The organism is Pseudomonas sp. P108 (assembly GCF_032613195.1).
Classification (GTDB): Bacteria; Pseudomonadota; Gammaproteobacteria; order Pseudomonadales; family Pseudomonadaceae; genus Aquipseudomonas.
In genome coordinates, this window is the sequence record NZ_CP126691.1 from 4,514,483 (window position 1) to 4,537,656 (window position 23,174).

The following is a 23,174-nucleotide window of genomic DNA, read 5'->3' on the forward strand; positions in this document are numbered from 1 at the left end:
CCTTGATTTCTGCCGTTGATAGATGCCTGGTGCCCCACGCTCCAAAACCCGAGCCCAGCACGAGCCGTCCTCGTTCAATCAAGCAACTGACGATCGGCGCCAGAAATCATTTGCGACTAAATATTACCTACGTCATATTACCGCCGTAATAACGCCCCGTTGACTCAGGTAATCCGCCATGACCAGCATGCCCACCCTCGAACCTGTTGTGGTGAAGACCAAGCCGCCGCTGCTTAAACGCCTGTTGCTTCCCGGTGCTGGTTTGCTCGCGCTGATCTTCGCCGGTGTGTACGCCGTGCATTGGTGGGGCGCCGGGCGTTTTCTCGAAGAGACCGACGATGCTTATATTGGTGGCGATGTCACGGTAATCGGGCCGAAAGTCGCTGGTTACATCGACGAAGTGCTGGTCAGCGACAACCAGCACGTGAAGGCCGGCGACGTGCTGATCCGCCTCGACGCTCGCGACTATCGCGCCAATCTGGCCAAGGCGGAAGGCGCCGTCGCTGCCGAAGAAGCGTTGCTGGCCAACCTCGACGCCACCGAACAACTGCAGCAAGCGGTGATCGGTCAGGCTCGCGCCGGCATCGATGCCGCCGGAGCGGAAACCGCGCGCTCGCGGGATGACAATGCGCGCTACAAGCGCTTGGTCACCACCAATGCCGTGTCGGTAGAAAGCGCGCAACGCGCCGACGCCACCTTCAAAACCGCACAAGCCCTGAGCGCCCGCGCCCAGGCCGAACTGCTCGCCGCGCAACGCCAACTGGCGGTGATCGACACCCAGAAACAACAGGCCCGCGCCGCCCTCCAGCAAGCCCGCGCCGAACGTGATCTGGCGCAGTTGAACCTCGGCTACACCGAACTGCGCGCGCCGGTCGATGGTGTGGTCGGCAATCGCCGCGCACGGGTCGGCGCCTATGCCCAGGCCGGTTCACAACAACTGTCAGTGGTGCCGGCCAGCGGTTTGTGGGTCGATGCCAACTTCAAGGAAGACCAACTGGCGCGGATGAAACCCGGGCAACGTGTGAGCATCCGCGCCGACGTCCTTTCCGGTCAGGAATTCCACGGCCGCCTCGACAGCCTTGCGCCAGCCACCGGGTCGCAGTTCAGCGTGCTGCCTCCGGAAAACGCCACCGGCAACTTCACCAAAATCGTCCAGCGCGTACCAGTACGGATCCTCCTCGACCCGGCCGACGGCGTGCTCGGTCACTTGCGTCCGGGGCTGTCGGTGACGGCGGAAGTCGACACCCGCGCGCAACCGGAAACCACTGCCGTAGCTGTCGCACCATGAGCACCACCCTCGCCGCCCCAGCGCAGCCGTTCAACGCCGCCGATATGGCGACCGCGACCAAAGTGTTCGCCTTCGCGACCATGTGCATCGGCATGTTCATCGCGCTGCTGGATATCCAGATCGTCTCGGCGTCGCTGCGTGATATCGGCGGTGGACTGTCCGCCGGCACCGACGAAACCGCGTGGGTGCAGACCAGTTACCTGATCGCCGAAATCATCGTGATTCCGTTGTCGGGCTGGCTGTCACGGGTGTTCTCGACACGTTGGTTGTTCTGCGCTTCGGCGGTCGGTTTCACCCTCGCCAGCCTGCTCTGCGGCGTGGCCTGGAACATCCAGAGCATGATCGCCTTTCGGGCGCTGCAAGGTTTTCTCGGTGGTTCGATGATCCCGCTGGTGTTCACCACGGCGTTCTTTTTCTTCACCGGCAAACAACGGGTAATCGCCGCCGCGACCATCGGCGCGGTCGCGTCATTGGCACCGACATTGGGGCCGGTAATCGGCGGCTGGATCACCGATATTTCCTCGTGGCACTGGCTGTTCTACATCAACCTGGTGCCAGGAATTTTCGTCGCCGTGGCGGTGCCGATGCTGGTGAAAATCGACCAGCCGGAATTGTCTCTGCTCAAGGGCGCGGACTATCTGAGCATGGTGTTTCTCGCGCTGTTTCTCGGCTGCCTGGAATACACCCTCGAAGAAGGCCCGCGCTGGAACTGGTTCAGCGACCAGACCATTCTGACCACCGCGTGGATCAGTGGCCTCGCCGGATTGGCGTTCATTGGCCGCACCTTGCACGTGGCCAATCCGATCGTCGATCTGCGCGCTTTGAAGGATCGCAATTTCGCCCTCGGCTGCTTCTTCTCGTTCGTCACCGGCATCGGCGTGTTTGCAACGATCTACCTGACGCCGCTGTTCCTCGGCCGCGTGCGCGGCTACAGCGCGCTGGACATTGGTCTGGCGGTTTTCTCCACCGGCGTGTTCCAGATCATGGCGATTCCGCTGTATGCCTTTCTGGCCAATCGCATGGACCTGCGCTGGATCATGATGATCGGTCTGGGTTTGTTCGCGGTGTCGATGTGGGAGTTCAGCCCGATCACCCACGACTGGGGTGCCGGCGAGTTGATGCTGCCGCAAGCGTTGCGCGGGATTGCCCAGCAACTGGCGGTGCCGCCAGCGGTGACGCTGACCTTGGGCGGATTGGCACCGGCACGTCTCAAGCATGCTTCCGGCCTGTTCAACCTGATGCGTAATCTGGGCGGTGCGATTGGTATTGCGGCCTGCGCGACCATTCTCAATGACCGCACCAATCTGCACTTCACGCGGCTGGCCGAGCATCTGAACAGCCGCAATGAAGCGATGAATCAGTGGCTGGCGCAGGTCGGCGGCAACCTGGCGAATCTGGGCCAGAGCGGCGACGTCGGCGTCACTGCCAGCCTGCGCCAGTTGTGGCTGCTGACCTACCGCGAGGCGCAGACGCAGACCTACGGCGACACCTTTTTGATGATCGGGGCGTGCTTCGTCATCGCCACGGCGATGGTGCCCTTGATGCGCAAGGTGCAACCACCGGCGGCGCCGAGTGCGGATGGGCATTGATCACTATTTTCTGGCCATACCCATTTCCCTTGTGGGAGCGAGCCTGCTCGCGAAGGCGTCGTGTCAGTCACCATGGTTGTTATCGGACACTCCGCTTTCGCGAGCAGGCTCGCTCCCACAGGGGTTAAGCGTTGAGGCTTAAGCCTGTGGGGTTTTGCGGAAACCTACGGCCAGACGGTTCCAGCTGTTGATGGTGTTGATCGCCACGGTCAGGTCGACCATTTCTTTCGGCGTGAACTGCGCCGCAACCACGTCGTAATCTTCGTCCGGGGCGTGGGTCAGGCTCAGTTGGGTCAGCGATTCAGTCCACAGCAGCGCGGCGCGTTCGCGGTCGTTGAAGAACGGCGCTTCACGCCAAGCGGTGACCGCGAACAAGCGACGCGGGGTTTCACCGCCCTTGATCGCATCGGTGGTGTGCATGTCGATGCAGAAGGCGCAGCCATTGATTTGCGAGGCGCGCAGCTTGACCAGTTCGATCAGGTTTTTTTCCAGCGGCAGCTTGGACACCGCGGTTTCCAGCGCGATCATCGCTTTCAGTGCGTCTGGGGAGGCGGTGTAGAAATCGGTACGAGGTTGCATGGTGGCTCCGGGCAGCAAGTGAAGGTGTGGCTACGTTAGTCCTCGCACCCGGTTCGGCAAATAGCCAATATTCCAGAAGATCAGGAGGCCACTCGGTTTCCCGGCTGACCGCTCGTCAGCCACTGGGCACCAAGGGTTCTGTGCGTCAGACCAATATCAGGTACAGACCCTTTGTGGAGACGGATCATGATCACGCGCAAACTCACCTCGTTACTGCTCGCCGGCCTGTTGGCCACGGCATCGGCCGCCAGCTTCGCTGCCAATGATGGCGCTGACGCCACCGGCACCAAATCCGGTGGCCCGACCAGCACCACCACGCCGCCAGACAACACCCCGGGCGCGCCTTCGGGTGGTAGCGGTTCTTCGGGTATGGGATCCGGGACCGGCACCAATGGTGGGGCAAGTGGTTCCGGCTCGGGGGCCGGCGGCGGCACCGGTTCGGCGGGTGGCGGGACTGGCGGTGCGGGCGGTGGCACCGGCGGCTGAACGAACAAGAGCCATCCCAAATAAGCACGCTATCCAATGTAGGAGTGAGCCTGCTCGCGATGGCGGTTTGTCAGTTATGCAACTGTGTGCTGACACACCGACATCGCGAGCAGGCTCACTCCTACAGGGTACAACGTGTAGTTCAGCGATCCGAGCGCATCAACTCGGCCAGGCCACTATCCAGCGACAACACCGCCGCGCGATTGCGCCCGGCATTTTTCGCCTGATACAGCGCCGCATCGGCACGCTGGATAAACACTTCCAGGCTGTCATTGCCGCTCGGAATAAACGAATAGCAACCCAGACTCACCGTCAGATACCCGGTCGGCGAGCCGCTGTGGATGATGTGTTTGTCGATCACGCTGCGGCGAATCTGCCCGGCGATCGCCAGCGCTCCATTGATATCGGTGTCCGGTAACAGCACCGCAAACTCCTCGCCTCCATAACGCACCGCCAGATCAGCCTTGCGCTGGCAGCACGTCTGCAGCACCTGTGCGACCTGAGTCAGAGAATGATCCCCGGCGACATGACCATAAGCATCGTTGTAACGCTTGAAGAAATCGATATCGAGCATGATCAGGCTGACCGGGCTGACCTGCCGCGCGCCGCGAGCGAATTCGATCTCCAGCGAACGCTCGAACAAGCGGCGATTGGCCAATCCGGTCAGGCTGTCGTGGGTCGCGATCTGCTCCAGCGTGCGTTGGGCCTTGCGCAAGTTTTTCTCGATGCGTTCGCCGTCGCGCACTTGATGAATGAACACCCAGCCAAACAGGCCGATGCCGAGAATCACCAAGGCGACGATCACACTCGACTGGAATGCGCGGGCGTACCAACCCTCGAGAATCGTATCGCGCGAGGTCGCCGCCGACACCACCAACGGATACGCCGAAAGGCGTCGATAACCGTACAGACGCACCACGCCATCGACCACCGAATCGATCATCGCCGTGCCGGCAGCGGCCTCGGGCAGCAACGTGCGATAAATCCGCCCTTGCGCCAGCGACGTGCCGATCAGCTTTTCATCAAACGGTCGGCGGGCGAGCAAGGTGCCGTCGCTCAGGCCAAGGAACATGATGCCTTGGTCATCGAGGCTGAAGCTTTCGAAAAAGCGGTCGAAGTACGACATCTTGATCCCGGCCAGCAGCACGCCCTGGAAATTGCCCGCATGATCATTGATGCGTTTCGAAATCGGGATGATCCACTCACCGTTCTCGCGACTGCGAATCGCCGGTCCGATGTGCGCCAGCGTCGAGACGTTCTGCTGGTGAAACTTGAAGTACTCGCGGTCCGCCACGCCATTGCCACGGGGCAGATCGGCAAACGAAGTAATCACCCACTGACCCTGCGTGTCGAAGAGAAAAATACCGTGCAACTGATCGAGTTGCTGCACGCGCCGGGCAAAGGTTCTCTGCAAGCGTGGCTTCTGCGCCGCGCCGTAACCGTCGTCCTGAATCCAGTCGACCAGGCTGGTCATCACCAGATCGGCGGCGAGGAACGTGTCCTCGGCCTGCTGCGCCATGGCCCGGGTCAGATTGCTTGAGGCTATTTTCGCCACTGCCAGATCCTGCCTTCGCGACTGCTCCAGTTGCAGATACAGCAAACCGGACAGGCACAACCCCACCGCAACGATAAACAGCACCGCCGCTTTGCGCAGCGGCAGGCGTTTAAGAGTGCCTCCGGGGGCCTGATGCGGGTCGTGAATGGGGATAGGCAAAAGCAAGTCCTGGGCAGGTACGACAAGGGCGCCAGCGGGTAAACCCTTATGTTTGTGAGCGTAGCCCACCGGGATGTACGGGGCAAACGCCCTGGTCCCGCCCAGTTATATCGGCGCGCAGCGAGATAGGATGATCGCTGTTCGTCGATTTATTTTCGATTGCCTCTTTAGGGTTAGTCAGTTGTGAAGGGCCAGGCGCCGTATCGCACTGTGCAGATGCGCCCGCGCACTTTGCGCATCGCCCTCGCGCATCTGCTCACAGGCCCGTTGCGCAATGGCATGAGGCACAGGCTTCAGTTCCCGTTGCGTGGCCATCGCCAGCAGTTGCACCTGGGCGGCGCGCTCCAGGTAATAGAGGTCATCCCAGGCTTCGGCGATGGTCGGGGCGGCGACGATCACGCCGTGGTTTTTCAGGAACAGAATGTCGGCGTCGCCCATGACTTTGGCAATCCGGTCACCTTCGGATTCGTCCAGCGCCAGGCCGTTGTAATCCTCGTCCACCGCCGTGCGCCCATAGAACTTCAGCGCGGTCTGCCCCAACCACAACAGCGGCGGACCTTGCAGCAGACACAACGCCGTGGCGTGGGGCATGTGCGTGTGAAACGCGACTTTCACCCGGGGCAGTTGCTTATGCAGACGCGCGTGAATGTAGAACGCCGTGGCTTCCGGCTGGCCTTCGCCCGCCACCACGTTGCCCTCGAAGTCACAGACCAGCAGGTTCTGCGCGGTGATTTCGGCAAAGGCATAACCGTAGGGATTGACCAGAAACAGATCATCATGCCCCGGCACCATCGCCGAAAAGTGATTGCAGATGCCCTCCTCCAACCCATGTAGCGCGGCCAGTTGAAAGCACGCCGCCAGTTCGCTGCGCGCGGTGATGATTGCCTCTGTGTCGAGGTTCAACGCGGCCGGACGTAAGGCCCGAGCACTGGCAGTCAGGGTGTGAGCCATGACGATTCTCCGTGATTACCAACCGAGGGATTTGAACAGCGGCAGCACTTGATCGAGGCTGTTGAGGATCGCGTCGGGGCGATAGTCCGGCAGCAACTGGCGACCGGTGCCGCGATCGATCCATACACAACGAAAACCCATGTTCCGCGCCGCCGTGTGGTCAAGCATGGGACTGGCACAGATGTGCACGACTTCATCGCGGCTGACGCCCAATTGTTCATGAGCGTAGTCGAACAGCCGTGGCGCCGGTTTGTAGGCTCCGGCCTGCTGTGCGGTGATCACCCGATCGATATAGCCGCCGAGTTGCGCGACGTTGCCGGCAATGATCTCGTCGTCGGTGTTGGAGACGATGCACAGTTTGAAACCCATGGTTTTCAATTCACGCAGGGTCTTGATCACCTCGGCAAACGGCGGCATTTTCGGGATCGCGGCGGCCAGACGCTGGCTGTCTTCGGGCAGGCTGGGCAGGCCCAACTCTTCCAGGGCCAATTGCAGGCCGAGGGTGCTGAGTTCGCGGAATGATCGGTGCGGCGGCGTTTGTTCGAGGCGATGTTCATGGCGATCATAGACTTCGATCAGCTGCCCGACGTCGACCTGATGCTCGCCCTTCTCGCTGAGAATTTCGCCGACAACGGCTTTGAGGCCTTCGTCCCATTGAATCAACGTGCCGTAACAATCGAAGGTCAGCCACTGCGGGCGCGGGGTGTGGATGAGTGTCATTGGTCGAATCCTCCGTAGTGAGGACTTCAGCTTATGAGTGCCCGGTGATAGTGTGAAATTAAATAAATAGCCAATCGTCAGTTGAAAAACCACTATCGAGAGCACCGCCATGCTGGACCTGGAATTGCTGAAAACCTTTGTCTGCGTGGTCGACGAAGGCAGCTTCACCCGCGCCGCCGAGCGCGTACACCGGACCCAGTCGACGGTCAGCCAGCAGGTGCGCAAACTCGAAGAGTTGGTCGGCCACGCCCTGCTGCTGCGCGACCGTACCGGACTGAATGTCGCCGTCACCGAGCACGGCGAACTGCTGATCCACTACGCCCGCCGTTTGCTCGCGCTGTCTGCCGAAGCCACTGAAGCCTTGACCAGCGACCTCGATCTGGAAATCCTGCGTATCGGCATGCCGGAAGACTTCGACGCGCGGCGCATGGCGCTGATCCTTGCAGGCTTCACCCGCAGCCATCCGCAAGCGCGGCTGGAAACCCTCAGCGGCATGAGCCTCGATCTGCGCCAGCGTCTGGATGCCGGCGACATCGACATCGCCCTGATCAAACGCGAACCCGATAGCGGCCCGGCGTGGGCGACCTGGCCGGAGCGGCTGGTGTGGGTCAAAGGTGCGGAGTTTGATTCGTCCACTGGCGTGTTGCCGTTGGCGTTGTTTCCGCAAGGCTGCCTGTATCGGCAGCGCGCCATTCGTTTACTCGATGTTGCCCAGCGCCCCTGGCGGGTGGCGTTTGGCAGCCACAGCCTGACCGGGATTCAAGCAGCGGTGGCCTCAGGGTTGGGAGTGTCGGTGCTGCCGGTGTCGGCGGTGTTGCCTGAGCATCAGGTGTGTACGGATTTGCCGGAACTGGCGCCGACGGAATTGGCGTTGGTCAGTCGTGATGGGGTTTTGAGCGGGTTGCAGCGTGGGTTGGTGGAGTTTTTGCGTGGGGAGTTGGGGGTGGATGCCGCTGGATTTTCCTGATAGCTCAGGCTTGTCGAAAACCCTGTGGCGAGAGAGCTTGCTCCCTCGCCACAGAGTCAGTGTGGTCCTTTCGACCTCGAGTCAGATCAACGCGACGGCGGCACCCGGATATCCCCCGCGCGGCACTGGGTTTTCACACCCTTGCCACAGGCGCCGAACTGCAGATCCTTGCCCATGCACACGCGTACTTCCGACAACTCCGGGCCACTGCAAATGACAGCGATGCCATCCGCCGGAATGCCCGGGTTGGCCTTGCGGAACAGGTCGGCGATTTCCTGGGCTTCGAAGTAATAGGAACTGCTGAACGGTTGCAGTTCATCGGGGATTTTCACCGCCGCCACGGCTTTGTCCGCTTCATCCAGATAGCCCATTGCGCCGAGGCCGCTGCAGGTGCCGTGCTTGGACCATTCGTGGTCGAGCAGTTTTTTGGTCGGGAACAGCGTCAGGCCCTGGCTGGTTTGCGCCGCGTTCAACGTGGTCAGCGGCGGGCAGGATTCCGGCCAGCCGCCCTTGGCGTATTGCGGCCACAAACCGTGAAGCACGAAGCCGTAGCCCTTGCCCGTGCACTGCGAGTCATCTTTGTGGGTCAGACAAAAGGTCGGCGACCAGGACAACGCCAGCAGGTAGTAATCGAATACCCCCGCCACCGATTCCGCCTGGGCTTTGCTCGACTGTGATTGCCGCGCCGAACTCAACCCGATGCTACCGGCCGTCAGCGCAATCACTGCCAAAATTGTAAACAGCTTTTTCATCTACCCGCTCCTTGGGACGCCTGCGTCCGTGGTTTTCGATCCTGACCAGACTTGGCCAGCGCTGATTTCGCCATGCTTGTGTTGCAAGCGCATGACGCAAGGCAACGCCGCACACCGTTGTAAGGTCTACGATTAACAGGCAGACATCAAACCAAGGGATCCGAAATGAGTAAAGCAGACGAACTCGCCGCCAAACTCAAGCAAACCCGGCACACCCATGCCGATGCCGCGCTGGAGATCGATTGCTGGCCAGCTCAGGTGTACGATTTGTACCACCGCATTGAGGCCTGGTTACAGCCAGTCACCGAAGTCGGCCTGAAGATTCGCCGCAATCCGACCCACGTTTGCGAAACCTCACCCGATGGTGAGCCTCACGATTACGCCATCGACCAACTGGTGATCGAAGCCAATGATCGAAGCCTGACATTTGATCCCATCGCACGGTTTACCGAGGATGGCGCCGGCCGGGTGCAGATCACCCTGGAAGACAGGAACACCTATCTGCTGCGCACCGTCGATGAACACCATGAGAGCCACTGGTGGTTGCAAACCGTCGAAACCGGTCAGGAGCTGGATGCGATTGCGCTGACCGAGAACAACTTGTTGCAGGTAGTGCAGGAAGGGCTTGGCCTCTAGGGTCAACAACCCCGGCAGAATTTCTTTTAACCCTCTCAGAGTTGTACTGATGACACGATTGATTCAAAACCAGCAACAACTCGCTCAATGGGCGCGCGAAGTCAAAGGTTCACTGGATATTGCCGTAGCCTTTTGGGGCGAAGGCGCCATTTCGGAACTGGGTCTTGATCAACGCCAGGGGGACGTCCGTATTCTGCTTGATCTGTCCGCGGGGGCAACCAACCCCGCAGTGGTAAGACATCTGCTCCAACTGCATCCAGAGAAAGTTCGCAGCCTCCCCCGACTCCATGCCAAGGCTTATATTGGCGAAAACGAATTGATCGCAGGGAGCGCCAATGCGTCAGCCAATGGCTTGGGCATTGAGGGTCAGGCAGCCAAGCACTGGATTGAACTCGGCATCCTCACAGACGATACAGTGGCGTTACAGGACGCCAAGCGCTGGTTCAGTGAACGCTGGTCTGAGGCGCGGACCATCGATGTCGGCAATGACTACTTCAAACGTGTCGAAGCGGCTTGGGCAGCTCGGCAAAAATTCCGGCAGGTGCAAGACACCCAGTCTGACTCGCTGATCGCGGCGGCAATTAAAAACCCTGAAGCTTTCGGCTCAGAACGCTGGTTTGTCACTGTCGACATTCACGATATGTCCACCAAAGGCAAAAAGGCTCTGGCGCAAAAGTCGAAGGAACTGGGGCAACCAGCATTTGGCTGGGAGAGCTGGAGCGATATCCCGCAGAATGCACACTTCATCAGCTTCCATCACGATGGGGAGCAGTTCTGTTTTGCTGAAGAGGACGGTGCCAATGAACCCGTCTTTTACTCGGCTGCCGGGCAACCCGAGTTCATGCAGTATGTGAGCGCCAGTCATATTCCAGGTTTCAAAAACAACCTGGGAGCGCTGCACGAATGGCTACCGCTGTTACACAAAGCCAAAGCGAGCACTTCCAACTGGAAGTCCGAGGGTGGAATGTGCATGGATCTCGGGACGTTTGCCGCGTTAAACCTGTCAAAACTGTAATCCCCGCCTCAGCCAACTGAAAGCCGGCGCTGGTTAGCCTCCCCGTCATGAGTCAAACGGGGATTTCCAGCGCATGCCTTCCAACCCATCACGACGCACCTTCGTCAAAGGCCTCGCCGCCGGCAGCCTGCTCGGTGGCCTCGGCCTGTGGCGCACGCCGGTCTGGGCGCTGAATGCGCCCGGTCAATCGCATGAACTGAGCGGCAGCGACTTCGAGTTGTTCATCGGCGAAACCCCGGTCAACTTCACCGGCAGCCCACGCACGGCGATGACCATCAACGGCAGCCTGCCCGGCCCGTTGCTGCGCTGGCGTGAAGGCGACACCGTGACGCTGCGGGTGCGCAACCGGCTCAGCGCCAGCACCTCGATTCACTGGCACGGCATTCTGCTGCCGGCGAACATGGACGGCGTACCCGGCCTGAGTTTTCACGGCATCGAACCGTGTGGCGTGTACGTCTATCAATTCAAGGTGCGGCAGAACGGCACCTACTGGTATCACAGCCATTCCGGGTTGCAGGAACAGGCCGGCGTCTACGGCCCGCTGGTGATCGACGCCAGGGAACCGGAGCCGTTCCAGTACGACCGCGAGTTCGTGGTGATGCTCAGCGACTGGAGCGACGAAGCCCCGGCCAGCCTGATGAAGACCCTGAAAAAGCAGTCCGACTACTACAACTTCGACAAACGCACCGTCGGCGATTTCATCGATGACGTCAGCGAAAAAGGCTGGGCCGCCACCGTTGCCGATCGCAAGATGTGGGCAGAAATGAACATGAATCCAACCGACATCGCCGACGTCAGTGGCGCCACCTACACCTTTCTCATGAATGGCCGCGCGCCGGACGACAACTGGACCGGCCTGTTTCGTCCCGGTGAAAAACTGCGTCTGCGCCTGATCAACGGCTCGGCGATGACCTACTTCGATGTGCGTATTCCGGGGTTGAAAATTACCGTAGTCGCGGCGGATGGCTTGCACGTCAAACCGGTCAGCGTCGATGAACTGCGCATCGCCGTGGCCGAGACTTACGACGTCATCGTCGAGCCGGACGCCGAGGCGTACACCCTGTTTGCCCAGGCCATGGATCGTACCGGTTATGCCCGTGGCACCCTCGCCACTCGCGCCGGGTTATCTGCGCCCGTACCGGGTCTGGACCCGCGCCCCTTGGTGACGATGGACGACACGGGCATGGGCGGCATGGATCACGGTTCAATGGGCATGAGCGATATGGCGGGCATGGATCACTCGGCGATGGGCCCGATGCAATCCCATCCCGACAGCGAAAAAGACAACCCGCTGGTAGACATGCAAGCCATGACCACCGCACCCAAACTCAACGACCCCGGCCTCGGTCTGCGCAACAACGGCCGTCGCGTGCTCACCTACGCCGACCTGCGCAGCACTTTCGAAGACCCGGATGGCCGCGACCCGAGCCGCACCGTCGAACTGCATCTGACCGGGCACATGGAGAAGTTCGCCTGGTCGTTCAACGGCATCAAATTCTCCGACGCCGAGCCTTTGCGCCTGAAGTACGGCGAGCGCATTCGCCTGGTGCTGGTCAACGACACGATGATGACCCACCCCATTCATCTGCACGGCATGTGGAGCGATCTGGAAGACGAAAACGGCGATTTCCAGGTGCGCAAACACACCATCGACATGCCGCCCGGCACGCGCCGCAGTTATCGCGTGACCGCCGACGCACTCGGCCGCTGGGCCTATCACTGTCACCTGCTGTACCACATGGAAACGGGCATGTTCCGTGAAGTGCGGGTGGAAGAATGAAGGGGCCGCTGATGACTCGACTCACCGTATTTTCCTTGCTGCTGGTCGGCAGTTCGGCGATGGCCGCCGGCGACATGCCGGGCATGGATCACAGCCAGATGTCCGGCATGGATCATTCCGCGATGCAAAGTATGGACGACGGCATGATGCAGCCCGCCGCCCCGACCGAAAGTCGCACGCCGATCCCGCCACTGACCGACGCCGACCGCGCCGCCGTGTTCACCAGCCCCGGCGGCCATCAAGTCCACGACAGCGCGATCAACACGTACTTCCTCGCCGACAAACTCGAATGGCAGGACACCGACGACGGCAGCGCGCTGGCTTGGGATCTGTCGGGCTGGATCGGTGGCGACATCGATCGCCTGTGGCTGCGCTCCGAAGGTGAACGCAGCAACGGCAAGACTGAAGACGCCGAGCTACAGGCGCTGTGGGGCCATGCGATTTCGCCGTGGTGGGACGTGGTCAGCGGCGTGCGTCAGGACTTCAAACCCGGCGCGCCGCAGACTTGGGCCGCGTTCGGCCTGCAGGGCATGGCGCTGTACAACTTCGAAGCCGAGGCCACTGCGTTTGTCGGTGAAGGTGGCCAGAGCGCGCTGCGGTTCGAGGGTGATTACGACATTCTGCTGACCAACCGCCTGATCCTACAGTCCACCGCTGAACTCAACGTCTACGGCAAAAACGATGCGCAACGGGGTATCGGTTCCGGGCTTTCCAACAGCGAAGTCGGCTTGCGCTTGCGCTATGAAATCCGCCGCGAATTTGCGCCGTACATCGGCGTGACGTGGAACCGCACCTACGACAACACCGCCGATTACGCCCGCGAAGAAGGTGAGGATCGCAGCGAAGCGAGGCTCGTGCTCGGCGTGCGGATGTGGTTCTGAATTCCCTTAGAGAACAATAAAGAGGTCTTGCATGCGCAGCGGGATGACACCCGGGAAAGCCTTTCACTACACTGGGCTACCCTTCCTTCTCGGAAACCCGATCTCAATGACAATTCTAAAAAGCACAATGATCTTCTGCGGTGCACTCACATTGGCCACTGCCGTTCAGGCTCAGGAATCCCCTTCGCACCTCGACAGCATCCAGCAACAAGGCCAGTTGCGCGTGTGCACCACCGGCGACTACAAGCCCTACACCTTCAAACGCCCCGACGGCGATTTCGAAGGCATCGACATCGCCATGGCCCGCTCGCTGGCCGACAGCCTCGGCGTCAAAGTGCAATGGGTGCAAACCACCTGGAAAACCCTGATGCCGGACATGCAGGCCGGCAAATGCGACATCGGCATGGGCGGCATTTCGGTGACCCTCGAAAGGCAGAAAAAAGCCTACTTCAGCAACACCCTCGACACCGACGGCAAGATTCCGCTGGTGCGCTGCGCCGATGTCAGCAAATACCAGACGGTCGAACAGATCAACCAGCCCAACGTACGCCTGGTCGAACCTGCCGGCGGCACCAATGAAGCCTTCGTCCACGCCTTCCTGCCCAAGGCGCAACTGGCCCTGCACGACAACGTGACGATCTTCCAGCAACTGCTCGACAATAAAGCCGACGTGATGATCACCGACGCCTCGGAAGCGCTGTATCAGCAGAAACTCAAACCGGGCTTGTGCGCGGTGAATCCGCATCAGTACATGCAATATGGCGAGAAGGCCTATCTGCTGCCGCGCGATGACATCAGTTGGAAACTGTATGTTGATCAGTGGCTGCATCTGAGCAAAGTCACCGGCAAGTATCAGCAAACCCTGAGCGAATGGATCGCCGTACCTGCCGCGCAGTAATCCTTAATCGTCATGCAGCATGCCGGAGCTGTACTGATTGAGACTGCTGCCGATACTGTTGCCACCGAACCTCAACGTATTGGCGTTGCGCCCCTCCGGCGACTGACAGTCGCTGGAGAAACAACGGGTGGTGGTCAAGCCACCCGCGCCGGAACAAGCGCTCAACACCGATACTGCAGCAGCAATCAACAGCACTTTGACGACATTCAGGCGCATGGCACGATTCCCCTCGGGATGAACAGCGACGATCTTGTCTCAGCAGACTAGGCCTGCTTCGCACGCGGCAAGATGAAACTTTGCTGATCGACAGCAGCGGTTCAGCATTGCCCGCCCGTTCAATCCTTTCCCGGTTTAGGAATCGCAATACGGCTCCCGGTCTTGATCTCGCGCAACGCCAGGCTGGACTGAATAGAAGCAATCCCCACCTGACGCCTCAGCACCTGCTCGATGAAGTCGCTGTAGCTATCAAGATCCTCGGCCAGCACCTGCAACACATAATCGGCATCGCCGGTGATCTTGTGGCAGGCCACCACCTGCGGCAATTGCGCAATCACCGCCTCGAAGGCGTCCGGCGCGTGGTCGGCGTGGGTGGAAAAACGAATGTGCACGAACGCCATGATATCCAGCCCGAGCATCCGACGATCAAGATTGGCCTGATAGCCCTTGATCACCCCGGCCTCCTCCATGCGCTTGCGCCGCCGCCAGCACGGCGTAAGGCTCAGCGACAGCCGCTCGCTGAGTTCAGCGTTGGAAATACTGGCGTCTTCCTGCAACAACTCGAGAATCGCCAGGTCGGTCTCGTCGAGGCTGATGCGTTTGGATATTTTTTTCTGCATGCCGCCATTCCTGAGTAAAAACGCCCGAATAATCCACTGAATCACGAACACAAAGCAAAGAAAGCGCAGCCCAGCCGGAACAGAATATTTGCACTGGCTAACAATAACGGATGCGCAGAATGTTTACAGTTTTCAGTGATTCCCACCGTTTGCACCACGGCACCGAATTGAAAGACGGCGTGCTCAAACCCTCATTCGAGCAACCAAGTCGGGCCGATACCGTGCACAACCGGGTCAAACAGGTCGGCCTCGGGCAGATCGTCGAACCGCGCGCGTTTGACCGCTCGTGCTACGTCAACGCACACAGCGAGCGCTACGTCAGTTTTCTCGAAACTGCCTGGGGCGAATGGTGCGCAACCGGTCGCACTCACGACGCCTTGCCGCTGGTCTGGCCGGTGCGCGATCTGGCCAACGAAGAGGTGCCGACGTTCATCGACGGCAAGCTCGGCTTCTATGCCATGGATGCCGGCTCACCGATCACCGCGACGACCTGGCAAGCGGTGAAGACCAGCGCCGACATCGCCCTCACCGGCCTGGCCCTGCTCGATGAAGGCCACGACAGCGCCTTCGCCCTGTGCCGCCCGCCCGGCCATCACGCCGCGCGGGAATACATGGGCGGTTATTGCTACCTCAACAACGCCGCCATTGCCGCGCAACAAGCCATCACCCAAGGCGCCAAACGCGTCGCGGTGCTGGATGTCGACTTCCATCACGGCAACGGCACGCAGAACATTTTTTACCAGCGCAGCGACGTCATGTTCGTCTCGCTGCACGGTGAACCCGCGGTGTCCTATCCGTACTTCTCGGGTTACAGCCACGAAGTCGGCGCGGGTGTCGGCGAGGGTTACAACCTCAACTATCCACTGCCGAAAAACACCACCTGGGAGAGCTATCGCAACGCCCTGCTCCACGCCTGCAAAAAACTCCAGCAATTCGCGCCTGAAGTGCTGGTGATTTCCCTCGGTGTCGACACGTTCAAGGACGACCCCATCAGCCACTTCCTGCTGGAAAGCGAGGACTTCATTGGCATCGGTGAACTGATCGCCAGCGTCGGCTGCCCGACCCTGTTCGTCATGGAGGGCGGCTACATGGTCGATGAGATCGGCATCAATGCGGTCAACGTGCTGCACGGTTTCGAGAGCAAACGCAGCTGAGCCAGCCCGCGCTCTACAACCTTTCAATGACTGGATCGGAGAACAAGAACATGACGCTTTTTATTGATGTCGATGATGCTGCACGCCTGTTCACCCAGGTCGGTATCCGCCGCGCCATTCGCGAAATGGCCGGCTACATCGAAGCGGACTACGCACGCTGGGCGCAATTTGATAAATCGCCGCGCACGGCCAATCACTCGGCAGACGGCGTGATCGAGTTGATGCCCACCGACGATGGCCAGCAGTACTCATTCAAATACGTGAATGGCCACCCGAACAACGGCCAGCAGAATTTGCTGACGGTCATGGCCTTCGGTCTGCTGGCCGATGTGCAGAGTGGCTATCCGACGCTGCTCAGCGAACTGACCTTGACCACCGCCGTGCGCACCGCAGCCACCTCCGCGCTGGTGGCGCAATCGCTGGCTCGCCCGGATTCGACCTCGATGGCCCTGATCGGCAACGGTGCGCAAAGTGAATTTCAGGCGCTGGCCTTTCATGAAATGTTGGGCATCAACGAAATCCGCATTTTCGATATTGATCGCGACGCTTCGCTCAAGTTGAAACACAACCTCGCCGCGTTCCCGGACATCGAAGTGATTCTGGCCAGCTCGGTGAAGGACGCGGTCAAGGGCGCGGACATCGTCACCACGGTCACCGCCGACAAAGCCTACGCAACCATTCTGACGCCGGAGATGATCGAGCCCGGCATGCACATCAACGCGGTCGGGGGTGACTGCCCGGGTAAAACCGAACTGCACGCCGACATCCTGCGCAACGCCCGGGTCATCGTCGAGTTCGAGCCGCAAACGCGCATTGAAGGCGACATTCAGCAACTGGCAGCCGACTCCCCGGTGATCGAGTTTTTCCGCATTGTGCAGGGCGAAGTCACCGGACGCGAAAACGATGCGCAGGTGACGGTGTTCGATTCGGTGGGCTTTGCTCTGGAAGATTTTTCCTCACTGCGCTATCTGAAAGACCTGGCCCATGCGCAGCAAATCGGCCAACGCATCCACCTGGTGCCGACGCCGGCCAACATCAAAAACCTCTTCCAATTGCTGGATCCGCAACCGGCCAAAGCCTCGCGTCTGCGCACCGTCAGTTGATCGCAATCGCCGCCCCCACCACAGGGGGCGATTCACCTTGTGCTTAGCCGCTGCACCTCTAACAAGAACGCTCGACACCTACTTTCTGCCAAAACTCAAAAACATAAAATCAAGAGGTTTTGCAATGAAATCGACCCCTTCCGGGCTGCCTGAACAGCCCGCGCTGCAGCGCACGCTCAGCAATCGTCACATCCAGTTAATGGCCATGGGCGGTGCCATCGGTACCGGCCTGTTCATGGGCTCCGGGAAGATCATCGCCCTCTCCGGAACGTCGATCATCCTCATCTACATGATCATCGGCCTGTTCGTGTTTTTCGTCATGCGCGCCATGGGCGAAATGCTCCTGTCCAACCTCAACTTCAAAACCTTCGCCGACTTCGCCGGCGCCTACCTCGGCCCGCGCGCGGCATTCTTCCTCGGCTGGTCGTACTGGCTGAGCTGGAGCGTCGCGGTGATCGGCGACGCCGTCGTCGTTGGCGGATTCTTCCAGTACTGGTTCCCCGACGTACCGGCGTGGATACCCGCCGTCGGCATGCTCGCGACGCTGTTCGCCCTCAACGTGCTGACCGTCAGGCTTTTCGGTGAGGTGGAATTCTGGTTCGCGATCATCAAGATCATTGCCGTCGTGACCCTGATCGGCGTCAGCACCGTGCTGATCGCCAGCTCGTTCGTCTCGCCCAGCGGCGTCACCGCGTCCCTGAGTCACCTGGTGGACAAACAGGCGGCGTTCCCTAACGGCTTGTTCGGCTTCTTCGCCGGATTTCAAATGGCGATCTTCTCCTTCGCCGGCACCGAACTGATCGGCACCGCCGCCGCTGAAACCCGCTCGCCAGAGAAGACCCTGCCCAAAGCGATCAACTCGATTCCGCTGCGGATCATCCTGTTCTACGTACTCGCGCTGACCTGCATTATTGCCGTGACCTCGTGGCAACAGGTCTCCCCGGTCAAGAGCCCGTTTGTCGAACTGTTCCTCGTCGCCGGATTTCCCGCAGCAGCCGGCATCGTCAACTTCGTGGTCCTGACCTCGGCCGCCTCCTCGGCCAACAGCGGCGTGTTTTCATCGAGCCGCATGCTGTTCGGGCTGGCCAACCAGGACAACGCGCCCGGCCTATTCCGCCGACTGTCGAGCAACAGCGTGCCGCTGCTGAGTCTGGCGTTCACCACGCTGTTGATGCTGGTCGGCGTGCTGGTGCTGTTCATCGTGCCGGAAGTCATGACCGCGTTCACCATCGTCTCCACCGTGTCGGCGATTCTGGTGATCTTCACCTGGTCGACCATCCTCGCGTCTTACATTGCCTACCGGAAAAAACGTCCGGATCTGCATGCGAAGTCGGCTTACAAGATGCCCGGCGGTGTGCCGATGGCTTGGTTCTCGTTGGCGTTTTTGGGGTTTGTGCTGGGGTTGCTGGCGTTGCGGCCTGACACGCGGATTGCGTTGATGGTCATGCCGGGGTGGTTTGTCTGGTTGGCGATTGCTTACCAGCTGACGCGGATGAGGAAGCCGAAATCTGCGGTTGAGTCGGCGAGTCAGTTTGGTTAGATCTGCAAGCGAAAGCCGTCACCTGGAAGTGACGGCTTTTTTGTTATCAGTGAACGAGCATTTCACCTGCCCCTGGCGGGACAGGCTTTACGCCTTTACCTCAACGTTATCCAACGCCTGATTCACCGCCAACTCCCCCAGCATCACCACCTGCGCGATGCCCAAAGCGGTTTTGCGGTGCGAGGGCTCGAGTGCTGCGGCGAAGTTGTTGAGCATTTCCGAGGCGGAACTCAGCGTTTCGCTAGCATTGGCCAGTAGGGATTCTGAATCGTACTTGGGGTTAGCGAGGTACATGCGCTCGGGCTCGTTGACGCTGGCCATGATGTGGCCGGCGGGAAGGAGATAGTGATCGAGCGCGCGCTCGGCGGCTTCGTGGAGTTTTTTGGGGTTGAGGGAATCGTAGGGGGATGCGGGATCGGTTTCTGGTGGGTTGGGCGTTACTTTGAACATAGATGGAACCTCTAGCGCGATTACTAAAAGAAGCCATCACCCACGCTACCAAACGATGGGTGGCGGCCATACGCGGGTTGGTAGACCGGTCGCACTAGAACCCGGCGCCCACGAATGGGCCCCACGCATGACCACCATGAAATCCGAGTCCTGGGAAAGGGACTGAATTTGGTGATGCGATGCATCTAGACACGAAGCGGGCTACCAAACCCGATCACTGGTTTTCAGTGACCAGAGGACGATAGAACCTGCGGTCTAGACGCACAAGCCGGGGGATTCTGTCTTAGGTGTAGGGGGAGGCGCAAGGGAGTGTAGGCTTAGGACTGCAGGAACAGGCTTCATTTAAACAAACACGTTTTTTCCGTTTGAAATGGCTCTACGAGCACGCTGATCGACTTAAATGTTGTCACCAGTGCATAGAGCACAGTGGTCTTTACCCTGCACTTTCCGTAGCTCCGATGATGGATTGGACCCAAATTTTCGTGTACCCCAATCCTGCTTGACCAGCACGCGATACCGTCTCACCTTTGTAGCAATTTCAAGCAGCGCCCATTTTATGACGCAAGCGCGTCGCTTATGCGAGGGGACGGAGTGCAAGATCAGGCTTGGACTAGGTGTAACGACTACTCATCTGCTTGAGCTTCAACCTGCCAAAATGCAGCCTGCTATGCTCGTGTTCTCTCAAAGGAGTTAACACATGCCAATATACATACGGGAGCAAATCCGACAATTGAGGCAATCGCCGCGAACCGCATTGGAACAGGTGAGCAAGGTGATCAAAGAAACCATTCACTTGCAGCGTCAAGCGGGAGATTTCAGCGATGAAGACGCAGCACAATTGCTGGCCGATCTTAATAACGAAAAGGCGCGTATTTTGATGGGCGGCGTAAGGCCAGATAGTGTTCTCTCACACGTCTGCGACGATACAGGGCGTGTGGTATCCAGTCGTATCGTGCACGCGAACGGTCGTGTCCAGACCCGAGGGAGGGACGCGGATGGTAATTTGACCGGTTGGGCTGAGGAGAATCCACCCCCTGAGCCCTCCCCCCACTCCCCTTGAATGCCATAGCAAATCGGCCCCTAGGTCCAACGACAAGGAAGCTTTTCGACCAGCACGCACGCGTTCATCATACTGGTGTATCGTGGTCAGTGATTCCAACCTGGCTCCCTCGTCACTCTCAACCATCCGGATAAACGTCCTAACAGGGATTTTTGAATGTTTACTAGCCACCTGACACCAGAACAAGTCTTCACGCCTCGGCTGGCAGAGGTGAACAAAGAGATGTATGTATCTCGTCCTCATCTCGAAAAGGCGCTGAAAACAGCTCTGCGTGGCCATCTACATCTTATTATCCACGGTGAAAGCGGAACTGGTAAATCTTGGCTTTACAAGCAGACGTTTCAGAATAGCGGCGTTAGCTTCATGGTAGCCAACCTTGCTAATGCTTCTCGTCTAGGAAGTATCTCAGCAGAGCTAAAGAACTTGGTGGACAGGGAAGAAGGCACTGAAAAAACAGCATATACAGAAGCTAAATCCGCGGGTGTAAGTGCAGGAATAGCCAAAGCAGACCTAGTTCATACCGGTCAATATCAAATCGGTAAAATGGAACCATTTGAGGGCTGTTTGAAACACTTGCACGAATTATCAAAGGGACACCCTTCTATATTGGTATTTGACAATTTAGAAGCCGCATTCACCGAACCCTTGTTAAAAGAATTGGCAGACTTATTAATACTCTGTGACGACGAACGATATTCTAAATACAAAGTCAAAATTTTGATCGTTGGCGTACCCAGCGGCGTCAAAGAGTACTTCTACAAAACACCACACCACGCAACTGTAGCAAACCGTCTGGTTGAGCTACCAGAAATTACTCGACTAGAAAAATCAGAGTGCGATGCCTTAGTTAACAGAGGATTTTCGGACAAACTGAAATATGCGATCGACGACCTCCCTGCCTTGCTCAAACATGTAGGGTGGATTACGGATCGAGCACCTCAGGTTGTTCACGAGTATTGTTTAGAGCTTGCTTTTTTATGCGAGGATTCTCAGCGAATCACTATTACTGACATCAGCCAAGCAGATGACGACTGGCTGAAAAAATCTCAGTATTACGCTTACTCGGTCGTTGAGTCTCATATGAACGAAAGGGATACAAAAGCCGGGCGCCGCAACCAAACCATCTATGCATTATCACTTTGCGAAGGTGAGCAGTTTAAAGCCACCGAAGTTGAAGAACTCGTCCGACAGGAGTTTCCTGAGTCTACAGTAGGAACGATACTTAACCTACCTCAGATGTTGTCACAGCTTTCCAAAGGCGAAAGGCCCCTAGTCCGGCGCTCTCCAAAAGGGGATGCCTTTGCCTTTATGGATCCGAGGTATCGCATGGTTCTTAGAGCCATGCTCAAAAAGAACGAAGAAAGGGTGGAGAAACGCCCTATATCGCGTTAAAGCCTTTTGCTCGCTGTTTCAAAGGGGGGGTATTAGATAGTTGCCCCCGATTCGAATCCTGTCGCAACATTATTTGCAAGCCACCTTCCACAAATGATCGAGGTTGGTCGTGAAGCTCTGACTCATGATCTCGCGCCGCATCGTCCAATCAGGATTTACTGGAACAACAGCCGAACGAACCGTTCCCCGCCCCCACCTTTCGTTGATTTGATCAATTACCGCCATCAAGTTCGAAAAAAGGGCGAAAAAAGGGGACGGATTTATTTATATCCCATCCCCTTAGAGTACTAATGCACACCTCCCCCGGGTTGACTTCCGGAGCCCTGCCCAACCTCAATCCTGATAAACTCCCCACCTCCCAGCCCCACCCAATCCAGAACCGCCAATGTCCCCTATTCCCGCTACACCCGCCCCACTCTCCCGCCGCTTCTCCGTCGCCCCAATGATGGATTGGACCGACCGTCACTGCCGTTTCTTCCTACGCCTCCTGTCGAAGAACGCCCTGCTCTACACCGAAATGGTCACCACCGGCGCACTCCTCAACGGCGATCACGAACGCTTCCTCCGTCACAACGAAGCCGAGCACCCTCTCGCGCTGCAGTTAGGCGGTAGCGTTCCGTTGGACTTGGCCGCCTGCGCCCGCATGGCCCAGGAACACGGCTACGACGAGGTGAACCTGAACGTCGGCTGCCCAAGCGATCGTGTGCAGAACAACATGATCGGCGCGTGCCTGATGGGGCACCCGCAGTTAGTGGCGGATTGCGTGAAGGCGATGCAAGACGCAGTGACAATCCCGGTGACGGTAAAGCACCGCATCGGCATCAACGGTCGGGATAGTTATGCGGAGTTATGCGATTTCGTCAGCACTGTCCGTGATGCCGGGTGCACCAGTTTTACCGTGCATGCGCGGATTGCGATTCTGGAGGGGTTGTCGCCGAAGGAGAATCGCGACATTCCGCCGTTGCGCTATGACGTGGCCGCGCAGCTGAAAGCAGATTTTCCGGAGTTGGAGATTGTGCTGAATGGCGGGATCAAGACGATGGAGGCTTGCCATGAGCATTTGCAGACGTTTGACGGTGTGATGTTGGGGCGTGAGGCTTATCACAATCCGTATTTGCTGGCGGAGGTGGATCAGCAGTTGTTCGGCAGTTCGGCGCCGGTGATCAGTCGGGCTGAGGCGTTGGCGCAGTTGCGTCCTTATATAGCCGAGCATTTGCAGGCCGGTGGGGCGATGCATCACATCACGCGACATGTGCTGGGTTTGGGCACGGGGTTCCCGGGGGCGCGGAAATTCCGTCAGTTGTTGTCGGTGGATATTCACAAGGCCAAGGATCCGCTGGCGTTGCTGGATCAGGCGGCTGAGTTGCTTGAAGGTCGTTGATT

Annotated in this window: 23 protein-coding genes; 14 read left to right on the forward strand and 9 right to left on the reverse strand. The window is 58.9% G+C overall.

Annotation, left to right across the window (positions count from 1 at the left end; all coding sequences use genetic code 11):
• Positions 1-178: 178 nt before the first annotated feature.
• The gene (locus tag QOM10_RS19730) at positions 179-1,288 is read left to right on the forward strand and encodes an HlyD family secretion protein (protein WP_127929100.1); all 1,110 of its coding nucleotides are present in this window, start codon (positions 179-181) and stop codon (positions 1,286-1,288) included.
• Positions 1,285-2,877 carry a DHA2 family efflux MFS transporter permease subunit gene (locus QOM10_RS19735; RefSeq protein ID WP_316916805.1) on the forward strand — a complete coding sequence of 531 codons (1,593 nt, stop codon included), beginning with the start codon at positions 1,285-1,287 and terminating at the stop codon, positions 2,875-2,877. Before QOM10_RS19730 ends, QOM10_RS19735 begins: the two co-directional genes overlap by 4 nt.
• A 138-nt stretch (positions 2,878-3,015) precedes the next feature.
• Here QOM10_RS19735 and QOM10_RS19740 read toward each other — a convergent pair whose 3' ends face one another.
• Positions 3,016-3,456: a carboxymuconolactone decarboxylase family protein gene (locus QOM10_RS19740; RefSeq protein WP_316916806.1), complete on the reverse strand. Its 441-nt coding sequence runs from the start codon at positions 3,454-3,456 to the stop codon at positions 3,016-3,018.
• 186 nt (positions 3,457-3,642) lie between these two features.
• Here QOM10_RS19740 and QOM10_RS19745 point away from each other — a divergent pair, with 186 nt between their 5' ends.
• Positions 3,643-3,942, forward strand: a complete 300-nt coding sequence (locus tag QOM10_RS19745; RefSeq protein WP_077573787.1) for a hypothetical protein — start codon at positions 3,643-3,645, stop codon at positions 3,940-3,942.
• A 142-nt stretch (positions 3,943-4,084) separates the two neighbouring features.
• On the opposite strand, the gene QOM10_RS19750 is transcribed toward QOM10_RS19745, so the two are convergent.
• The 3 genes from QOM10_RS19750 to QOM10_RS19760 all read right to left on the reverse strand — a co-directional run bounded on the left by QOM10_RS19750 (position 4,085) and on the right by QOM10_RS19760 (position 7,327).
• Positions 4,085-5,656 (reverse strand): diguanylate cyclase, encoded by a 1,572-nt coding sequence (locus QOM10_RS19750; protein WP_316916807.1) that lies wholly within the window; start codon positions 5,654-5,656, stop codon positions 4,085-4,087.
• Between the two features lie 177 nt (positions 5,657-5,833).
• Entirely contained in the window at positions 5,834-6,607 is a 774-nt protein-coding gene (locus QOM10_RS19755; protein ID WP_316916808.1) for an aldolase, read from the reverse strand.
• Between the two features lie 15 nt (positions 6,608-6,622).
• A complete protein-coding gene (locus QOM10_RS19760; protein WP_316916809.1) occupies positions 6,623-7,327 on the reverse strand; it encodes a haloacid dehalogenase type II in 705 nt (234 codons plus the stop codon).
• A gap of 109 nt (positions 7,328-7,436) precedes the next feature.
• On the opposite strand from QOM10_RS19760, the gene QOM10_RS19765 reads away from it, so the two are divergent.
• Entirely contained in the window at positions 7,437-8,294 is an 858-nt protein-coding gene (locus QOM10_RS19765) for a LysR substrate-binding domain-containing protein (protein WP_316916810.1), read from the forward strand.
• 86 nt (positions 8,295-8,380) lie between these two features.
• Here the strand turns inward: QOM10_RS19765 and QOM10_RS19770 are convergent, their stop codons facing one another.
• Positions 8,381-9,046: a ribonuclease T2 gene (locus tag QOM10_RS19770; RefSeq protein ID WP_123595092.1), complete on the reverse strand. Its 666-nt coding sequence runs from the start codon at positions 9,044-9,046 to the stop codon at positions 8,381-8,383.
• A gap of 165 nt (positions 9,047-9,211) precedes the next feature.
• Between QOM10_RS19770 and QOM10_RS19775 the strand changes: the two genes are divergently transcribed.
• From QOM10_RS19775 to QOM10_RS19795, 5 genes are all read left to right on the forward strand, one after another.
• Positions 9,212-9,682: a hypothetical protein gene (locus QOM10_RS19775; RefSeq protein WP_095121097.1), complete on the forward strand. Its 471-nt coding sequence runs from the start codon at positions 9,212-9,214 to the stop codon at positions 9,680-9,682.
• Positions 9,683-9,731: 49 nt separating this feature from the next.
• Positions 9,732-10,697 carry a phospholipase D family protein gene (locus QOM10_RS19780; RefSeq protein ID WP_316916811.1) on the forward strand — a complete coding sequence of 322 codons (966 nt, stop codon included), beginning with the start codon at positions 9,732-9,734 and terminating at the stop codon, positions 10,695-10,697.
• 73 nt (positions 10,698-10,770) lie between these two features.
• On the forward strand, positions 10,771-12,477 hold the full coding sequence (locus tag QOM10_RS19785; protein WP_316916812.1) for a copper resistance system multicopper oxidase: 1,707 nt from the start codon (positions 10,771-10,773) through the stop codon (positions 12,475-12,477).
• 11 nt (positions 12,478-12,488) lie between these two features.
• Positions 12,489-13,358, forward strand: a complete 870-nt coding sequence (locus tag QOM10_RS19790; RefSeq protein ID WP_316916813.1) for a copper resistance protein B — start codon at positions 12,489-12,491, stop codon at positions 13,356-13,358.
• Between the two features lie 106 nt (positions 13,359-13,464).
• Positions 13,465-14,256 (forward strand): transporter substrate-binding domain-containing protein, encoded by a 792-nt coding sequence (locus QOM10_RS19795; RefSeq protein WP_316916814.1) that lies wholly within the window; start codon positions 13,465-13,467, stop codon positions 14,254-14,256.
• 3 nt (positions 14,257-14,259) lie between these two features.
• Here the strand turns inward: QOM10_RS19795 and QOM10_RS19800 are convergent, their stop codons facing one another.
• Positions 14,260-14,472: a hypothetical protein gene (locus QOM10_RS19800; protein WP_316916815.1), complete on the reverse strand. Its 213-nt coding sequence runs from the start codon at positions 14,470-14,472 to the stop codon at positions 14,260-14,262.
• 119 nt (positions 14,473-14,591) lie between these two features.
• Positions 14,592-15,092 carry an Lrp/AsnC family transcriptional regulator gene (locus QOM10_RS19805; RefSeq protein ID WP_316916816.1) on the reverse strand — a complete coding sequence of 167 codons (501 nt, stop codon included), beginning with the start codon at positions 15,090-15,092 and terminating at the stop codon, positions 14,592-14,594.
• Between the two features lie 119 nt (positions 15,093-15,211).
• Between QOM10_RS19805 and QOM10_RS19810 the strand changes: the two genes are divergently transcribed.
• The 3 genes from QOM10_RS19810 (at position 15,212) to QOM10_RS19820 (ending at position 18,889) form a co-directional block, all read left to right on the forward strand.
• Positions 15,212-16,246, forward strand: coding sequence for a histone deacetylase family protein (locus QOM10_RS19810; protein ID WP_160041163.1), 1,035 nt, complete (start codon positions 15,212-15,214; stop codon positions 16,244-16,246).
• 50 nt (positions 16,247-16,296) lie between these two features.
• Complete coding sequence (locus QOM10_RS19815) at positions 16,297-17,349, forward strand: ornithine cyclodeaminase (RefSeq protein WP_316916817.1); 1,053 nt, start codon at positions 16,297-16,299, stop codon at positions 17,347-17,349.
• A gap of 124 nt (positions 17,350-17,473) precedes the next feature.
• Positions 17,474-18,889, forward strand: coding sequence for an amino acid permease (locus QOM10_RS19820; protein WP_316916818.1), 1,416 nt, complete (start codon positions 17,474-17,476; stop codon positions 18,887-18,889).
• Between the two features lie 87 nt (positions 18,890-18,976).
• On the opposite strand, the gene QOM10_RS19825 is transcribed toward QOM10_RS19820, so the two are convergent.
• Positions 18,977-19,339 (reverse strand): DUF6124 family protein, encoded by a 363-nt coding sequence (locus QOM10_RS19825; protein ID WP_316916819.1) that lies wholly within the window; start codon positions 19,337-19,339, stop codon positions 18,977-18,979.
• Positions 19,340-20,555: 1,216 nt separating this feature from the next.
• Here QOM10_RS19825 and QOM10_RS19830 point away from each other — a divergent pair.
• Complete coding sequence (locus QOM10_RS19830; RefSeq protein WP_316916820.1) at positions 20,556-21,791, forward strand: ATP-binding protein; 1,236 nt, start codon at positions 20,556-20,558, stop codon at positions 21,789-21,791.
• 69 nt (positions 21,792-21,860) lie between these two features.
• Here QOM10_RS19830 and QOM10_RS19835 read toward each other — a convergent pair whose 3' ends face one another.
• Entirely contained in the window at positions 21,861-22,016 is a 156-nt protein-coding gene (locus QOM10_RS19835; protein ID WP_410479172.1) for a DUF4113 domain-containing protein, read from the reverse strand.
• Between the two features lie 160 nt (positions 22,017-22,176).
• Between QOM10_RS19835 and dusA the strand changes: the two genes are divergently transcribed.
• Positions 22,177-23,172, forward strand: coding sequence for a tRNA dihydrouridine(20/20a) synthase DusA (dusA, locus tag QOM10_RS19840; protein WP_316916821.1), 996 nt, complete (start codon positions 22,177-22,179; stop codon positions 23,170-23,172).
• Positions 23,173-23,174 lie beyond the last annotated feature (2 nt).

Excerpts from the sequence above, each read along its gene's own strand:
- QOM10_RS19730 (WP_127929100.1), top strand. The coding sequence starts at position 179 with ATGACCAGCATGCCCACCCTCGAACCTGTTGTGGTGAAGACCAAGCCG.
- QOM10_RS19735 (WP_316916805.1), top strand. The coding sequence starts at position 1,285 with ATGAGCACCACCCTCGCCGCCCCAGCGCAGCCGTTCAACGCCGCCGAT.
- QOM10_RS19740 (WP_316916806.1), bottom strand. The coding sequence starts at position 3,456 with ATGCAACCTCGTACCGATTTCTACACCGCCTCCCCAGACGCACTGAAA.
- QOM10_RS19745 (WP_077573787.1), top strand. The coding sequence starts at position 3,643 with ATGATCACGCGCAAACTCACCTCGTTACTGCTCGCCGGCCTGTTGGCC.
- QOM10_RS19755 (WP_316916808.1), bottom strand. The coding sequence starts at position 6,607 with ATGGCTCACACCCTGACTGCCAGTGCTCGGGCCTTACGTCCGGCCGCG.
- QOM10_RS19760 (WP_316916809.1), bottom strand. The coding sequence starts at position 7,327 with ATGACACTCATCCACACCCCGCGCCCGCAGTGGCTGACCTTCGATTGT.
- QOM10_RS19765 (WP_316916810.1), top strand. The coding sequence starts at position 7,437 with ATGCTGGACCTGGAATTGCTGAAAACCTTTGTCTGCGTGGTCGACGAA.
- QOM10_RS19770 (WP_123595092.1), bottom strand. The coding sequence starts at position 9,046 with ATGAAAAAGCTGTTTACAATTTTGGCAGTGATTGCGCTGACGGCCGGT.
- QOM10_RS19775 (WP_095121097.1), top strand. The coding sequence starts at position 9,212 with ATGAGTAAAGCAGACGAACTCGCCGCCAAACTCAAGCAAACCCGGCAC.
- QOM10_RS19780 (WP_316916811.1), top strand. The coding sequence starts at position 9,732 with ATGACACGATTGATTCAAAACCAGCAACAACTCGCTCAATGGGCGCGC.
- QOM10_RS19785 (WP_316916812.1), top strand. The coding sequence starts at position 10,771 with ATGCCTTCCAACCCATCACGACGCACCTTCGTCAAAGGCCTCGCCGCC.
- QOM10_RS19790 (WP_316916813.1), top strand. The coding sequence starts at position 12,489 with ATGACTCGACTCACCGTATTTTCCTTGCTGCTGGTCGGCAGTTCGGCG.
- QOM10_RS19795 (WP_316916814.1), top strand. The coding sequence starts at position 13,465 with ATGACAATTCTAAAAAGCACAATGATCTTCTGCGGTGCACTCACATTG.
- QOM10_RS19800 (WP_316916815.1), bottom strand. The coding sequence starts at position 14,472 with ATGCGCCTGAATGTCGTCAAAGTGCTGTTGATTGCTGCTGCAGTATCG.
- QOM10_RS19805 (WP_316916816.1), bottom strand. The coding sequence starts at position 15,092 with ATGCAGAAAAAAATATCCAAACGCATCAGCCTCGACGAGACCGACCTG.
- QOM10_RS19810 (WP_160041163.1), top strand. The coding sequence starts at position 15,212 with ATGTTTACAGTTTTCAGTGATTCCCACCGTTTGCACCACGGCACCGAA.
- QOM10_RS19815 (WP_316916817.1), top strand. The coding sequence starts at position 16,297 with ATGACGCTTTTTATTGATGTCGATGATGCTGCACGCCTGTTCACCCAG.
- QOM10_RS19820 (WP_316916818.1), top strand. The coding sequence starts at position 17,474 with ATGAAATCGACCCCTTCCGGGCTGCCTGAACAGCCCGCGCTGCAGCGC.
- QOM10_RS19825 (WP_316916819.1), bottom strand. The coding sequence starts at position 19,339 with ATGTTCAAAGTAACGCCCAACCCACCAGAAACCGATCCCGCATCCCCC.
- QOM10_RS19830 (WP_316916820.1), top strand. The coding sequence starts at position 20,556 with ATGTTTACTAGCCACCTGACACCAGAACAAGTCTTCACGCCTCGGCTG.
- QOM10_RS19835 (WP_410479172.1), bottom strand. The coding sequence starts at position 22,016 with ATGGCGGTAATTGATCAAATCAACGAAAGGTGGGGGCGGGGAACGGTT.
- dusA (WP_316916821.1), top strand. The coding sequence starts at position 22,177 with ATGTCCCCTATTCCCGCTACACCCGCCCCACTCTCCCGCCGCTTCTCC.